Raw genomic sequence first — 13,003 nt, 5'->3', positions numbered from 1 at the left:
CGCTATTTCCAGAGCTTGGAGAATGTCTAGGAAAGCTGGGGCGATTCATTCAACAATTATCAACTTAGCCGTTAAAGAAGATTGATTTTTAACTAGCCAATATACGGTTCACCCGCTTGGTGCGGGGGTGCTAGGTAACGTTTTTAACGAGACAAGGTTCAGCGTAGCTAATACCGACTTCGTCGGTTCTAACAACTGATGTTGCAGTGCCAACACCGTGGCAGCTTCAACATTCGTAGTAGCTGCCATAGTTCAGAATCTGCGTGATCACATTTGCCGAAGGTTTCGCCTCAGCAATTAGCGTGAGCGTGCTTCGCTGAGGCTGCCTCTGAGGCTACCTCTTGGGCTTGGTCCTTCTGGTCAGCCTGATAATTAGCGATCGCTACTTGGCGAGCCTGCTCCATACGAGCAAAGGTACGATCACCACCACCTTCTGCCATTGCATAGGAAGAGCTTGCTGCGATGGCGAGTAGTACAGAAAGGGATCTGAAAAATTTCATTACTTGTTACCTCGTTCGAAGACACGGGAGACCCAGCGCAGCTCCATAAACAGAGGCTTGGGCTTGTGTCTAAGCTAACCGAGCGTACCTGTCAAAATGCTGATTTGGACATTACGGTTTCGTCAGCAATGCAGACAAGCAGTGAGCGCAAGCGGCCTTGCTTCCAGCGGTCAAAAAAAAGGCGCCATTTAGGCGCCGATAGGCCAAAGGAGCGTGGAAAGGCCAAAAAGCAGAGTGTGGGAGCAACTGCTGATGTAGACGTTAACGCTACAAGCTGTCAGACAGATGATGCGAGCATTACGTTTCTGTAAGGTACTGGCTGCACGCCCTGACAATCGGCACACTGTTCCAAATGCCGGAGGGAATACTTTCATGAAGCTTCTTGTTGCTGAAAACGAGCCGAAAACAGGCACCTACCTACAGCAGGGGCTCTCAGAGGCAGGCTTCACAGTCGATAGAGTTGAAAACGGGACCGATGCTGCTCAGCACGCGCTTCATACCACATACGACTTGCTCATCTTAGACGTGATGATGCCTGGCCTGGATGGGTGGCAGGTTTTACAGAAAGTCCGCGCTGCCGGTAATGAGGTTCCCGTGCTCTTTCTCACCGCCCGAGACGGGGTTCAGGATCGAGTAAAGGGATTGGAGTTGGGCGCTGATGATTATCTCATCAAGCCGTTTGCCTTCTCCGAATTGCTAGCAAGGATCCGTACGTTGCTTCGCCGCGGCAATAATGCTCCCAACCAAACAATACTCAAACTCCTCGACCTTGAGGTCGATCTGCTCAGGCGTCGGGTTACGCGATCGGGGAAACGAATAGACCTAACTGCAAAGAAATTCGCTCTTCTTGAGCTATTACTTCGGCGTCGCGGGGAAGTGCTCTCAAAGTCACTTATCGCCTCCCAAGTATGGGACATGAATTTCGACAGCGATACCAATGTGATTGAGGTGGCGGTACGACGGCTGAGAGCAAAAATCGATGATGAGTTCGAACCTAAGCTCATACAAACCGCGCGTGGGATGGGCTATTTGATCGACGCGCCAGACCGCTAGGGATGGTCTGAAGTAGACCATGTATTTCTGGCTTGCAACTGAAGCTGATTGAGCATTCACCGCTTGCCAAAGGCGGTGCGGATAGCCATGAACCGTTACCGGGGCCAGAAGCAGACACGCCTTAACTTGGGCGGGCGTCAACGGAGCAACGCCGCCGACGGACTGGATTTGTCAGGGTCGCATCGTCGTGAATGAGATGCTACGAACCGGTCTTTGGCCGGCATACTCAACCTTCGGCCCAAAAATCATCCTTGCGCACCAAACCGAACTCATCCTGATTGGTGTCAAGATCATCATCAAACATGGTGTTAACCATTCGCTCCCGACGTAGCATGGCCAGCGTTCGGAAAAAGCAGGGCTCGCAGAGGTGAACCTCATAACGCTCACCATCATGCTTGGAACCATAGTTCCAACACGCTTGAAGAACGCCAAACTGCTGGCCATAGCCCTCAATACTTGTGCTTTGGCAACAAGCGTCACAGGTAACGTCTGAAGTCGTTTCCGTTGGCTGCATTGCAACGTGCCGCATGATCCTCACCTCCGAGGAGAGAAGGTTTACAGCTGCCATCGAGCCCACATTCGAGACCGAAAATGGAAGATGTCGCGCAGGCCGCCTCGAACCATCACTGGGGAGAAGGATATCTTGAGATTTATTGGGGGTGGGCGAACATGCGCAAGCATGTGAGAGCAACACAAAGCCTAGAAATCAAACATTTATGGTTTGAATGTCTTAATTTCTCCGTTATCTCGTCATGCTTCCATAAAAATCCCCATCATGGAAAAGGCCCGATAAATCAATCAGGTAGGAGAGATGTGAGTGAATTTTCCCCTTATCTCGGCATGGCCCCATGACCAGCTACAGCTTCAAGAAACGAGCCGGGACCGATACTAGCGACCCCGAGTTCGTGCTTCAGCACTGCGGGAAACCGACACGCGTCCAGATCCAGGATTCATCCAGCTGGGGCGGCGCCTATGCGGTGTCAGTCGATCATCTGGACGACGAGGCCGAACCGCATCTCCTGTGGGTGGCCCTGTCAATCGCAAGCTTTGCTGAGGCGGCGCGTGTGGCTATCGGCCATTTCGAGGCGAACCTTCTCGCACGCGATCAAGCAGCGGCGCCTGGCGCAGAGCTTGGCTCGCCTTAGCGGCGGCCCATAACACGGAGGGAAGGGCGCATCAGCGGCGCGAACGGCGGCTTAGCGACCCTTGCGTTTTTGGGACCTGCGATACCATAGGTCTATCGAATCAGGAGGTGCATCATGCATCCGATTATCGCTGGTGAATTTCGGAAAGCCGAAGCTCTTTTGGAGAGATATCTCAAGCTACCTTCGTCGGCAGTGAGTCTGGAAAAATTCGAGATTGATCGATTTAGTAATATCCCTCCATCAATATCCCGCACAGTTGGTCGGCTCAAGGCGATAGCCATGGAGTCATATCCGACTCAAGAAGAACTTGCTTATGTTATCAACGCGGTTGACTTTTTGGAGCAAGAGACTGCCAAACGCTGGAGTAACTTCTTTCGTCATCGTATAGAGAAGCTTGAGAGCAATCTAAAAGAGAGTGCAGCACTTTCTCTTGTGCGGCATGGTATCGCTATACTCGGCACTCTCTACGGCGTTGTCTACTGCAATAGCAGTAAGATGGACCATGACCAGTACTTATACTTTGCAGTAATGGCCTTGTATGCGGTAGCTTCTTTCGGCACTGCCACCAACTCGAAGTTGAGTAGTGGGAGAAATGTGATTTTGCTTTCAGCGACGCTGCTCGCTAGCTGCATCGTTATCGCCATTGCCTATCATCCAGGCATGTCGGCCTTATTGCTATCGCTAGCCAGCGCGCTAACATTAGTGATGGACCTTAAATGCAAGTCAGGTAGCAATAGCATAAATCATTTTCCTGACGCACTGGATGACAGGTTCACTATTGACCATACGGTACTTGCTGACCCCTACACACCAAGCATCGCGAGAAGCTCGGAAGACGTACAGCGAAATATGAATTATGGGACAGAAGTACCTGCACCCGACCGTTACCTTTGATAAAAGGCTGCTTTCGCAGCCTTTTCTTCACCTACCAAGAACAAACTCTCTATCTAGCTTTTCGCTGTTGTTAATCGCGACAATATCATTGATAACTGCGCTTGACCCATTATCGTTCAATCCGGCCTGAACTAGATTATCAAACATACCCGAAGCCATGTTGTCGTTGAATCCTCTATGCCTTGCATATTCCATGAATGCCCCCCGGTCATTATTATTCAACTCGCCGGTTCGAGCAGCAGCAAACACATGCGCCTGATCCTTATCCAATCCAAGGCGCATGCCTTCATTTTGATACTCAGCTATATTTCCACGCGTACCCGCGGCGCTACTTAGTGCATTCATAAATTTCTGCGGAATGCCACTCATAACGGACTCACCAAGGTCGCTCAAGCCCTTGCCTTTCTCTTCAAGACGCCTTGTCGCCTCGAACACGCCGTCACTGGTCGCCCGATTACCGAACGTGTAGGCTTTCTTATTAACATCGGCATTATGGCCATCATGAATTGCTTCGACCTGCTTTTCGTCGCGAGCGGCTGCGTTTCCGGAATCAAATCGACTTCCAAAACTTCCTTCGTTGACAGAATGCCCAGCACGGGATGTTTCAGCGTCTAGGTCGCGCGCGGCCGGCTCGCGAAGGCTGGTGAAGCTCGAGTGTTGAAGGGAGGTAGGCTGATCTCCAAGCTCACCACTGTGCCTTGGGTTTGTGTACATGTCTCTGTCGGAAACGCCACTCGTTAGAACACCGAGGTCATTGTTTTTCGCCAGAGTATGCAGTGCAGCTGCGACGCTCCTGCGACTCGGATCAACGGTGTCAAAAAGTCGCTCTGCTTCTTTCATCTGCGAGCCATAGTTGTTGACGGCTTCAGCAACTACAGCATCGGCCTTGCCTTTGCGTATTAATTTTCCAGCCCAAGCATCTGGTGTCATCGAAAGTGAGGAACCAGACTGCTGAAGATAGCCCGCAGTTTCGGTGTACTGCTTCTGCGTACTTATAGCTTGCTGGGCAGATCGTGACAATGTTTCTTGATCCGACTGGCTGAGACCTAACTTTTCTGATCCTAGGAATGACGTCGCAAGACTTGACGAGTTTTCATGACGCAAGGAGTTTGAGATCGACTCGACTAAGCCTGCAGCTTTAGCTGCCTGCATTACATCATTCGAGCTCTGACCATCATTGCGCGTAGTCGAACTTTGAGTAGTGCCATTGATTTGTGCTGAACCCCCAAAATCAATTCCGCCCTTAGCCTTTCCGTCCGCCCCTTCTTTACCTCCCATATTGCCAAGGCCTAGGCCGCCGCTGACCGATCCCCCGAGAGCAATGCTGCCAGTGACCGCATCTATCTGATTCTGATTGAATCCCCGCGCGCGCAGTTCATTAACGGAGTTTTGATAACTTGCGTCATTTGATAGCCCGAATGAATTGGCAACGCTACGGCCTACTGCGGCCTGTTCGTTGATATTTTTTGCCTGTTCAAATTGCTTACCGTAAGCACTTGTCAACCATTTTGTAAAGGTTTCCGATGCTCCTTCAGCAACAGACTTCTGCGACTGGGCTGCGCTAGATAGAGACTGCCCAATATTGATGTTGCCACGGGTGTTTTCGGATCCGGTAACTCTAGTGCCATTGACGAAGTCGTTCGTCATATAGGGCGTAGTCGCCAAACCTTCGGTGGGCTTCACGACGTCAGGCGTCACTATCTTCTCGTTGATCTGATCCGTGCCACCGAGGCGCTGGGCCATGCTCGTCAACGCAAACGCGCTGCCGGAAACCAGGAACATGCTGATCACTGGCACCGATGAAGCCATCAGGCCAGCCACCCCGATCGCGCTATCCAAGGCCGGCAGCATCTGCTTCAGCATCTCGAATGACAGCGCGTTGCCGTCTGTCACCGTGCTGGTCGTCGCGAGCAGGCCTTCCATGACCGTGCCGGTGTACCAGTTCGTGTAGAGGTTGACGATCGCGAGCATCGGCTGCCACAGCATCATCCAGCACAGCATGGTGATGTACTTGGTGATGAGATTCATGCCGAACGTGCCCATCACGAGCAGGAACGCCATCAACGGGGTGATTGCGTAGATGAGTCCTTCGAAGAAGGTCAGGAACGGGCGAACGTACCGGGTGAACATCGAGCCTTCGGCGGCCCACTGCGTGGCCTGCTGCGCCTGAGCCTGGGCGAGCATGATCGCGTAGGCACTCTGCTGGTCTTCCAGCGCTTTCTGGGCGGGCGCACGCTCGAAGATCGGCAGCAGAATGGACGCCATGGTAAAGGCACGTGCATCCGCCACCTGGAGATTCAGGCCACGCAGCGCATCGTCCACGCGGGTGGTCAGATCGTCACCTGTAACGACTTTGCCCGGCTTCTGGAACGCTAGTTTCGAGACATCATCCATGACGCCCGGCTGTGCCGAGACGCTGAGAGCCTTGAGCCGGGTATGGGCCTGGGAACAGTTGTAGTAGGTGCCTGTACCCGTCTTGCCCTCGTAAATCTCGGTACCGTAAACGTCGCTATCGAAGCGCATAGCGTCGATCGGGCTATTGCTGCGCATGAGGGCGCCATAGGCCGTCATGTTGCGCCCGACACCGACCAAAGTGCACTCCTTGATGTAGTTCGTCCATGAGCGTACGAAATCGCCGCCCGCGTTGCTTTCGCCCATCACAGACGGCATAGCCAACACATTGCGCGTCGCGCCGCGGACCTTCATTAGGGTGGTGAGGGGATCAGCGAACCCATAGGTAGTCATCGCCGGCGTCGAGAAGGCCTGCTCCATCTCCTTGGTGAGCTTGTAGCCGATGTTGGAGACCACGGAGCCCACGAAGAGGGGACCGATAGGCACGTTGTCGACCACCACGACGGTACCGTCATAGACGTCCTCTACGACGGCGCGCCCGGTAGGCCCGTAGAGCGCCATGTAGAGGATCAGCGCCACGCCAACCTGTTGGAAGGGGATAGCCTGGTTTTTGAAGACCGCCTGGAATCCCAGGAACAGGGTACCGATCAACAACCCCACCTTGGCGAGGGACTCGATGCTGCCCGACCCGGAGATCATGGCCACGGCGTTGAGGATGCTCTCCAGGTAGGTAGCGGAGCCAATGGAATAGATAGAGAACTCCATCACTCACCCCCCTGCACAGGTTTCTCGACGTTGATAAACGCCGCAGGCGGAGGAAGCGATCGCATGCGCGCCTGGTAGTCGAGCAGCAGGTCATTCTCGTTGCCATACCGGGTGAGCAGCACCTGGTATTCCTGCATCAGCCGTTCCCTCGCCTTACCGATAAAATCACCGGCAGGCATGCCGAGCTTGTCGACCATCTTGCCTTTCGTGATCACGGCTTCGGCCGTATCGATGTACGACTTGACGAGCGAGTAGGCGCCCTCGAGCGCCAGCATCTTGGAATGGCCGGTAACAAACCCCTTCGCCATCGACTCGCTGCCTTGCGATAGGCGTTGCACCATCGCGGAGAAGCCGGGCTTTTGCATCATGTTCAGTAAGCCGGTCTCATCAGAACCAAAGGTGCCGGTATTCGTCGCCCACTTCGTGACGATGCCGACGGAGTTTCCCGATCCGTTGAAGATCTTGATGATCTTTTGCGCCAGGCCGTCGAAGGCCAGGTTAGAGAGCTGCGGCTCCAGGCAGACTGCATCTTCCTTGCACGAATAGACCGGCACCGATTCGGTCTTGACACCCTCGACGATGTCCTGCAGCGAGATGCCAGTCGGCATCAGCGGCTTAGTGACGATCACCTTGCCTTTTCCATCTTCAGCCTGCTCTAGCCCGGGAATGATCACGGATCCGGTGAAGGACATGATGAGCTCGTCGGTCTGCTGAGAGCCGTATTTGAAGAACTGCTGGCTGTTGTACTGTTTCATTGCACACCAGACGACGTTGCCGGTGTCCTCGCAGCTCACTACGTTACCGGCATCCGTCTTCATCTCGATCGGCGACTTGGAGTTGCTGCTTCCGGAGAACAGCGATCCGAAGCTATCGGCCAATCCCTTGATGGTGTTACCGGTGGCAGTCTGCATATTCTCCTTACCTTCGAAGGCCGAGAACGCGTCCGTCACCAGGCCCTGGGCAAGCTGGCAGCTATTGGACATGAGGCCGTTGAGGTCCTGCATCGTCTCCTGCAGGTTGGCGATGGTGTTCTCCACCGTAGGCCCCATGGCCTTGAGCGCCAGCTTGAACGCATAGCCCGACGCTACGCCGACCGAGTTGGAGGCAATGGAGCGCAGCGACTGAACGAACTGCTGCGCGTTGATGAACGAGAAGGAGCCGGCGAACATGTCGATGCCGCCGCAGCCGGCCTGGAAGGAGGGTGGTCGGAAGGAGACCACCGGCGCCGTTGCGATCTGATTCCGGATCCGCATCGAGCCGCCACTGACCACGCCTCGAGTCGCCGTCTGGTACATGCCCGGGTCTGTGCTGTTGGACATCGAGTTAAACATCGAGTCCAGCTGGCTCTCGATGTTGGCGTAGGCGCCCAGGGGCGCGAGGGCCGCAACCAGCACGGCTGCGCACAACGACTGCTTACTGCTGCGCCTCATGGGGCACCTCTCCATCTATGGTCTTGCGGGCGAGCTTGCGGCGCATGCTCTCAACGAATGCGGCGGGGTCCTGGTCGATCTGGTCTTGGCTGAGCCCGTCGTTGTCCTCGAGGGTCAGCAGGCCGTTGTCGAAGAACGGCTGGGTGGAGGCGAAGGTCTTCTGGTCGATAAGCGAGGCTTCGCGCGCAGCGATCAAGACCCGGTTGAACAGCACGTCCAGCGTGATGGCGCCGTAACCGACGATCTCGGTGCGGCCCGGCGGGATCGCCAGGGCGAGGGCAGGGGCCTGATAGACCTCGAGCTTCTTGGCCTGGCCATCGTCGGTGCGGTAATTCGCGAACAGCCCGTTGTCGAGGGGCGCGCCATCCAGCGAGACGGGGATGATCCGGATGCCGGTGGCCGCGGTGAGGGACTGCAGCACGGCCGCTTGCTCAGCACAGAGCACGCAATTGCCCTTGAAGAAGAAGAAGAGGCCGACCTTGTTGGCCAGGCCCTTGAGCACCTTATCTCGGTTGTTCGAGACTTCCCGATTAAGCGCATTGGCAGCGTAGGTGGCCACCGGCCGCCGGCTATCCTCGTCCAGGAAGGGATCACGCATGATCACCTGGCTGGAGCGCTCGGAGAACTTGGACGATTTGTCCATCATCACGCGCTGCAGGTAGTAGTAGGCCTGCACGTTGGCATCGGTTGGATTGTCGATCGCGCGGTCGCGATACTTGGGCAGGTTGTCGCGGATCCAGGCGACGCTGAACAGCTCTGGCCCTGGCGGCGCCGGCGGAGGGGCCGGTGGCTCAGCCTTCTGGATGGGCGCACGTGGGGGCGGAGGAGGGGTAGGCGCCTTTACCTCGAGCTCCGGCTCCTCCTCGGGCGGATCCTTGTACCAAAACCAGCCCTCTGCCTTACCGCGGTAGAAGCTTTCGCTACCAGGCGCAGCGAAAGAATCTTTCACGCCATCCGCAGCGTTGTCCGCCGCGCTCGCGTTACCTGGAAATGCAGCCGGCGAGAGTACTGCAGCGACGGCTACAGCCAAAAGCGCGCGCCTCATTTCCTACCGTCCAGGTACAAGGCGACCGCGACGGTCGCGTACACCCAGCGCGAGCCTCGTTTGCGTCGGTGCGATCCGATCGCGCTTACCCACGGCAGGTGCTGATAGTCGGCATTGCCGATTTTTTTGCTGACGTAGGTAACGCTGTAGCCGAGTGCATCAGCCACCTGGGCGACCGGCATCGACGGTCCATACGCCTGCAGGAGCTTAGGTAGATGTTTCGAAGGGGCGCTAATGCTCTCCAGCGAGCTACGCTGGCTGTCCAGGAAGGACGCAACGCCATGCGTGCCGTAGACCCAGTTGAGCCCTTGCCGGCGCCGGTGTGGGGCGATCGCTGCTACCCAAGGGAGGTGCTGGAATTTGGCGCAGCCGATCTTCTTGCGGACATAGCCGACGCTGTATTCCAGCGCCTCCGCTATCTGCTCCGGCGTCATCACGTCGCCGTAGGTGTCCAGCAGGCCCGATAGGCTGGATGTGGGGGTGAACGAGCTCGTGACAGCTTCGGGCGTAGCGACGGACAAGATCATGCGCGCATCCGGAGGATTGATTCGATGCACACAAGGCTAGGGATTCGCGCGGACCAAAAGCGTTCGATTCACTCCCTTTTAGGGCGCTAACAACGCTTCAGCCGTGAAAGATGGAGGCGGTGTGACCTATAGCGATCGGCCACCAAAGCCGGGTAATGCATCACCGCGGGGTAGCGACGCCCGACCAGCGAGCCCAAAAAAGCCCTCGTGAAAGAGCTTCTTCACGGCAATAGAGCAACAGGAACAGGTGGGCGCCATATGCGACACCCGCTGTAAAATCAGCATCGCTAACCACGGGCACTTGGAGCGACGAGGTCCAGCACGGAAGGAGAGCCACTAAGAACGCGAGCTTCCCTCGGAAGCTCGCCGGACTGTTCGAAAAAGCCCAAAACTTGAGATCATTCCTGACTAAGCTAGGTCGTTGATCAAACGGACGTGTCCGGAGTTAATCTTGAGCTTCCTCTCAGGGCCATCACGAAATCTAGCTGCGCTATCGGCAATAGGATTTAAATCGATGCCCGCCTTCCTAATCAGTTCCTTTAAGTCTTTTTTCGGGATGTTATTCTGCAGAAGCAACGGAAGCACAGAAATAAAGGAAGACGAATTAGTTGATAACAGGGCAAGCGCCCCGTGTGCGGTCGGATAAGCGGTGTCATTTAGCCATTTAGCGTAATCTTCACCATTTTCACTTTCTGCCTCGAGTGCCCATTGGAGACGACGAATGACAAGATGCTGCTGCATAACCTGCCAGAACTCCTCTCCGTAGAAATCGATACTCATCATCTCATTAGTAGCCTCCCACAACGCGTTATAGAGCGCAGCGGACTGTTTGAGAGCAACTGGATCGGTCGGCTCCTGCTCATTCGCGTTACAGTCTAAAATTCCGAGGCCTACGTCGACTAGAGTACCCATCAGATCTGAAACATCTGAAGGCCGCCACTTCTCGGAAATCCTATACGTTGGGCGAAACTCGAGAATCTCTCTAACACTCGAACTTGAATCCCACATATTGATCCAGTCAGTGGCAAACTGGCTGCGTAACGCAACAGAATATCCTAGCACTCGGCATGCATAGCTGTTTGGAAGACTTTCATTATATTCACGAATATGCGCCCTCAGCATATCCCCTTTCGCTGATTCCCACTCGGTCGGCGTCAAACTCCACTCTTCGATAAAGCTACTGACATCAGGCGGCGGAACCTTTTCAGGGTCTCTTGAATGTAGCAAAGCCTGCATGGACTGGTAAACCCACGGTTCCCAAGAACTATCCAACTGATCGGAGAAAGCGGGACAGTAAGGAGAGCGGACTTTGTCAGCCAATGCCCAAAATATATCTTGACCCTCCAACCTTCGCTCTTGATGCACGCTCTTGTCAGGAAACCTCAGATGTTGCCGAGTTAGCCAAATGCCCCAACGCTTGAACAATCCCAAAAAATCTGCCCTGCTTGAAAGGACATCTACGAAACGGCTAAGCAATGATTGTGCATGAGCCTTCAACACCTCAGGTGGATACTCACGACTATCGGCGATATTAATGATCGTTGCGCTTCCGTATCTCACTAAGCTAGGTAGCAATAGCGCCCCGCTCCACGACCCATCGTCTTTAAAGCTTTGAGAAGCTTGAAGAGTAAGCCGCTCCCACAAATCGTAGTTGTGATAAAGCTCTGGACTATCGAGTACTCGATTTATTAATAAGAGATTTTTCGCCTGATCCAGCCAGCCAAAAAGCTTGTCGAAATCCAGCTCAGCTAATATTTCCACCCAAGGCCAACTAGAATCATCGACTCTCGCCTCACGAAGATGCCCGTGCCATATATCTTCGAGAGAGAATGGGCGTATTGAATCACCCCCAGACTTTTTGGTCAAACCAGCTTCAGACTCTGCAAAATGGCGGTCAGCAAGGCCTAATAAATTCTCCCTAAACTCATCATTAGTCTTGGCCAGGACGATTGCCACCTTCGTCCACAACTCGTTGAGCTGAATCGCCCCAGCTTTCCTAGACACTCTCCAAGCTCTGGAAATAGCGCTTTTCAAACTCCACTGGCGATAGCTGCATAGCGCTGCTGTGCCGTCGCTTGGGGTTATAGAACATCTCGATGTAATCGAACACATCACTGCGGGCTTCTTCGCGGGTTCCGTAGGTTTTCCGTCGGATGCGTTCCCGCTTCAGCAACTGGAAAAAGCGTTCCGCGACCGCGTTGTCGTGACAGTTAGCCATCGCCCGCGCCCTGGCCATGAAGCCGGCCGCCATGCTGTTCGACGAACCCACCTCGGCGCTCGATCCCGAATTGGTGGGCGAGGTGCTCCAGGTGATGCGCGACCTGGCCGCCGATGGCATGACCATGGTGGTGGTGACCCACGAGTGACCCACGGGATGGGCTTCGCCCGCGAGGTGGCAGACCGCGTCTGCTTCCTGCACGGCGGTCGCATCGTCGAGAGCGGCCCGGCAGAGCAGGTGCTCGGTGCGCCCGAGCATCCTCGCACCCAGGACGTCCTGCGCCGGGTCCTGACACCCAGCGGGGGTGCGCGCTGATGGATGCTGCCCGTCTCTCCCCAGGACAACCGCTGCCGCCCTCGTTGTGGGCCGCTACCGCCATCCCTGGCCCACCCCTGCAGCCGCTCCAGGGTACCCAACGCACCGACGTCCTGGTGATCGGCGGCGGCTATACAGGTCTTTCCACAGCCCTGCATCTGGCCGAGGCCGGTGTCGATGTCTGCCTGCTGGAGGCTCACCAACTGGGCTGGGGCGCTTCGGGGCGCAACGGTGGCCAGGTCAATCCGACCCTCAAGTACGATCCGATGAACTGGAACGGCTGTTCGGCCCGTCCCGAGCGAAGCCCCTGATCGCGGCCATCTCGGGTGCCGCGGACCTGGTCTTCGACCTCATCGCCCGCCATGGCATGCACTGCACCTCGGTACGCCAGGGCTGACTGCAGGTGTCCTACTCCGCCAAGGGCGTGCCGGGGCCGCATGCCCGGGCCCGCAAGTGGCAGACCCGTGGCGTGCCCGCGGATTGCCTGGACGCCGAGGCGCTGCAAAGCCGCATGGGCACCACGGCCTTCGCCGGCGGCTGGCGCGATGGCCGGGCCGGCGGCATCCAGCCGCTGTCCTATCTGCGTGGCCTGGCCTGGCCTGGGCGGCTGAGGCGGCGGGCGCGCGCCTGCACGAGCGCAGCCCGGTCACTGGCCTCCATTCTCGGGATGGACGCTGGCAGGCCAGCCTGGCGGACGGTTCCTCGGTCAGCGCCGAGCAGGTGGTGATCGCCACCAAAGGGCACCTCTAAAAACCTGCC

At 56.0% G+C, this 13,003-nt stretch carries 10 protein-coding genes and 3 pseudogenes; 5 read left to right on the top strand and 8 right to left on the bottom strand.

All coding sequences use genetic code 11. The features are described from left to right. Nucleotides 1-290 precede the first annotated feature (290 nt). Nucleotides 291-500 (bottom strand): co-regulatory protein PtrA N-terminal domain-containing protein, encoded by a 210-nt coding sequence (locus tag FEZ61_RS24545; protein WP_081594590.1) that lies wholly within the window; start codon nucleotides 498-500, stop codon nucleotides 291-293. Between the two features lie 372 nt (nucleotides 501-872). Here FEZ61_RS24545 and FEZ61_RS23550 point away from each other — a divergent pair, with 372 nt between their 5' ends. Continuing rightward, nucleotides 873-1,553, top strand: a complete 681-nt coding sequence (locus tag FEZ61_RS23550) for a heavy metal response regulator transcription factor (RefSeq protein ID WP_017641170.1) — start codon at nucleotides 873-875, stop codon at nucleotides 1,551-1,553. 226 nt (nucleotides 1,554-1,779) lie between these two features. On the opposite strand, the gene FEZ61_RS23545 is transcribed toward FEZ61_RS23550, so the two are convergent. Further along, complete coding sequence (locus tag FEZ61_RS23545) at nucleotides 1,780-2,082, bottom strand: hypothetical protein (RefSeq protein WP_037064001.1); 303 nt, start codon at nucleotides 2,080-2,082, stop codon at nucleotides 1,780-1,782. Nucleotides 2,083-2,401: 319 nt separating this feature from the next. On the opposite strand from FEZ61_RS23545, the gene FEZ61_RS23540 reads away from it, so the two are divergent. Then, nucleotides 2,402-2,698: a hypothetical protein gene (locus FEZ61_RS23540; RefSeq protein ID WP_017641168.1), complete on the top strand. Its 297-nt coding sequence runs from the start codon at nucleotides 2,402-2,404 to the stop codon at nucleotides 2,696-2,698. Between the two features lie 114 nt (nucleotides 2,699-2,812). Continuing rightward, the gene (locus FEZ61_RS23535) at nucleotides 2,813-3,592 is read left to right on the top strand and encodes a hypothetical protein (protein WP_132833157.1); all 780 of its coding nucleotides are present in this window, start codon (nucleotides 2,813-2,815) and stop codon (nucleotides 3,590-3,592) included. Between the two features lie 27 nt (nucleotides 3,593-3,619). Here FEZ61_RS23535 and FEZ61_RS23530 read toward each other — a convergent pair whose 3' ends face one another. From FEZ61_RS23530 to FEZ61_RS23505, 6 genes and pseudogenes are all read right to left on the bottom strand, one after another. Next, nucleotides 3,620-6,709 carry a conjugal transfer protein TraG N-terminal domain-containing protein gene (locus tag FEZ61_RS23530; protein ID WP_145156339.1) on the bottom strand — a complete coding sequence of 1,030 codons (3,090 nt, stop codon included), beginning with the start codon at nucleotides 6,707-6,709 and terminating at the stop codon, nucleotides 3,620-3,622. After that, the gene (locus tag FEZ61_RS23525; RefSeq protein ID WP_017641165.1) at nucleotides 6,709-8,139 is read right to left on the bottom strand and encodes a conjugal transfer protein TraH; all 1,431 of its coding nucleotides are present in this window, start codon (nucleotides 8,137-8,139) and stop codon (nucleotides 6,709-6,711) included. Before FEZ61_RS23525 ends, FEZ61_RS23530 begins: the two co-directional genes overlap by 1 nt. After that, nucleotides 8,123-9,184, bottom strand: a complete 1,062-nt coding sequence (gene traF / locus FEZ61_RS23520) for a conjugal transfer protein TraF (RefSeq protein ID WP_081594589.1) — start codon at nucleotides 9,182-9,184, stop codon at nucleotides 8,123-8,125. Before traF ends, FEZ61_RS23525 begins: the two co-directional genes overlap by 17 nt. Next, on the bottom strand, nucleotides 9,181-9,711 hold the full coding sequence (locus tag FEZ61_RS23515) for a hypothetical protein (protein ID WP_017641163.1): 531 nt from the start codon (nucleotides 9,709-9,711) through the stop codon (nucleotides 9,181-9,183). The genes traF and FEZ61_RS23515 overlap by 4 nt, the downstream gene beginning before the upstream one ends. A 408-nt stretch (nucleotides 9,712-10,119) precedes the next feature. Next, nucleotides 10,120-11,667, bottom strand: coding sequence for a hypothetical protein (locus FEZ61_RS23510; protein ID WP_132833156.1), 1,548 nt, complete (start codon nucleotides 11,665-11,667; stop codon nucleotides 10,120-10,122). A gap of 40 nt (nucleotides 11,668-11,707) precedes the next feature. After that, nucleotides 11,708-11,923: pseudogene (locus tag FEZ61_RS23505) on the bottom strand (IS3 family transposase); the annotation flags it as partial. Between FEZ61_RS23505 and glnQ the strand changes: the two are divergent. Both glnQ and FEZ61_RS24665 read left to right on the top strand, forming a co-directional pair. Further along, nucleotides 11,919-12,244 (top strand): annotated as a pseudogene (gene glnQ / locus FEZ61_RS23500) (glutamine ABC transporter ATP-binding protein GlnQ); the annotation flags it as partial. The pseudogenes FEZ61_RS23505 and glnQ sit on opposite strands and share 5 nt — an antisense overlap. Next, nucleotides 12,244-12,988: pseudogene (locus FEZ61_RS24665) on the top strand (FAD-binding oxidoreductase); the annotation flags it as partial. The pseudogenes glnQ and FEZ61_RS24665, both read left to right, overlap by 1 nt. Between the last annotated feature and the right edge of the window lie 15 nt (nucleotides 12,989-13,003).

This window comes from Pseudomonas sp. MS15a(2019), from assembly GCF_013277805.1.
Lineage (GTDB): Bacteria > Pseudomonadota > Gammaproteobacteria > Pseudomonadales > Pseudomonadaceae > Chryseomonas > Chryseomonas benzopyrenica.
This window is presented reverse-complemented; position numbering and strand designations above follow the sequence as displayed.

Excerpts from the sequence above, each read along its gene's own strand:
- traF (WP_081594589.1), bottom strand. The coding sequence starts at position 9,184 with ATGAGGCGCGCGCTTTTGGCTGTAGCCGTCGCTGCAGTACTCTCGCCG.
- FEZ61_RS23530 (WP_145156339.1), bottom strand. The coding sequence starts at position 6,709 with ATGGAGTTCTCTATCTATTCCATTGGCTCCGCTACCTACCTGGAGAGC.
- FEZ61_RS23515 (WP_017641163.1), bottom strand. The coding sequence starts at position 9,711 with ATGATCTTGTCCGTCGCTACGCCCGAAGCTGTCACGAGCTCGTTCACC.
- FEZ61_RS23535 (WP_132833157.1), top strand. The coding sequence starts at position 2,813 with ATGCATCCGATTATCGCTGGTGAATTTCGGAAAGCCGAAGCTCTTTTG.
- FEZ61_RS23525 (WP_017641165.1), bottom strand. The coding sequence starts at position 8,139 with ATGAGGCGCAGCAGTAAGCAGTCGTTGTGCGCAGCCGTGCTGGTTGCG.
- FEZ61_RS23545 (WP_037064001.1), bottom strand. The coding sequence starts at position 2,082 with ATGCGGCACGTTGCAATGCAGCCAACGGAAACGACTTCAGACGTTACC.
- FEZ61_RS23550 (WP_017641170.1), top strand. The coding sequence starts at position 873 with ATGAAGCTTCTTGTTGCTGAAAACGAGCCGAAAACAGGCACCTACCTA.
- FEZ61_RS24545 (WP_081594590.1), bottom strand. The coding sequence starts at position 500 with ATGAAATTTTTCAGATCCCTTTCTGTACTACTCGCCATCGCAGCAAGC.
- FEZ61_RS23540 (WP_017641168.1), top strand. The coding sequence starts at position 2,402 with ATGACCAGCTACAGCTTCAAGAAACGAGCCGGGACCGATACTAGCGAC.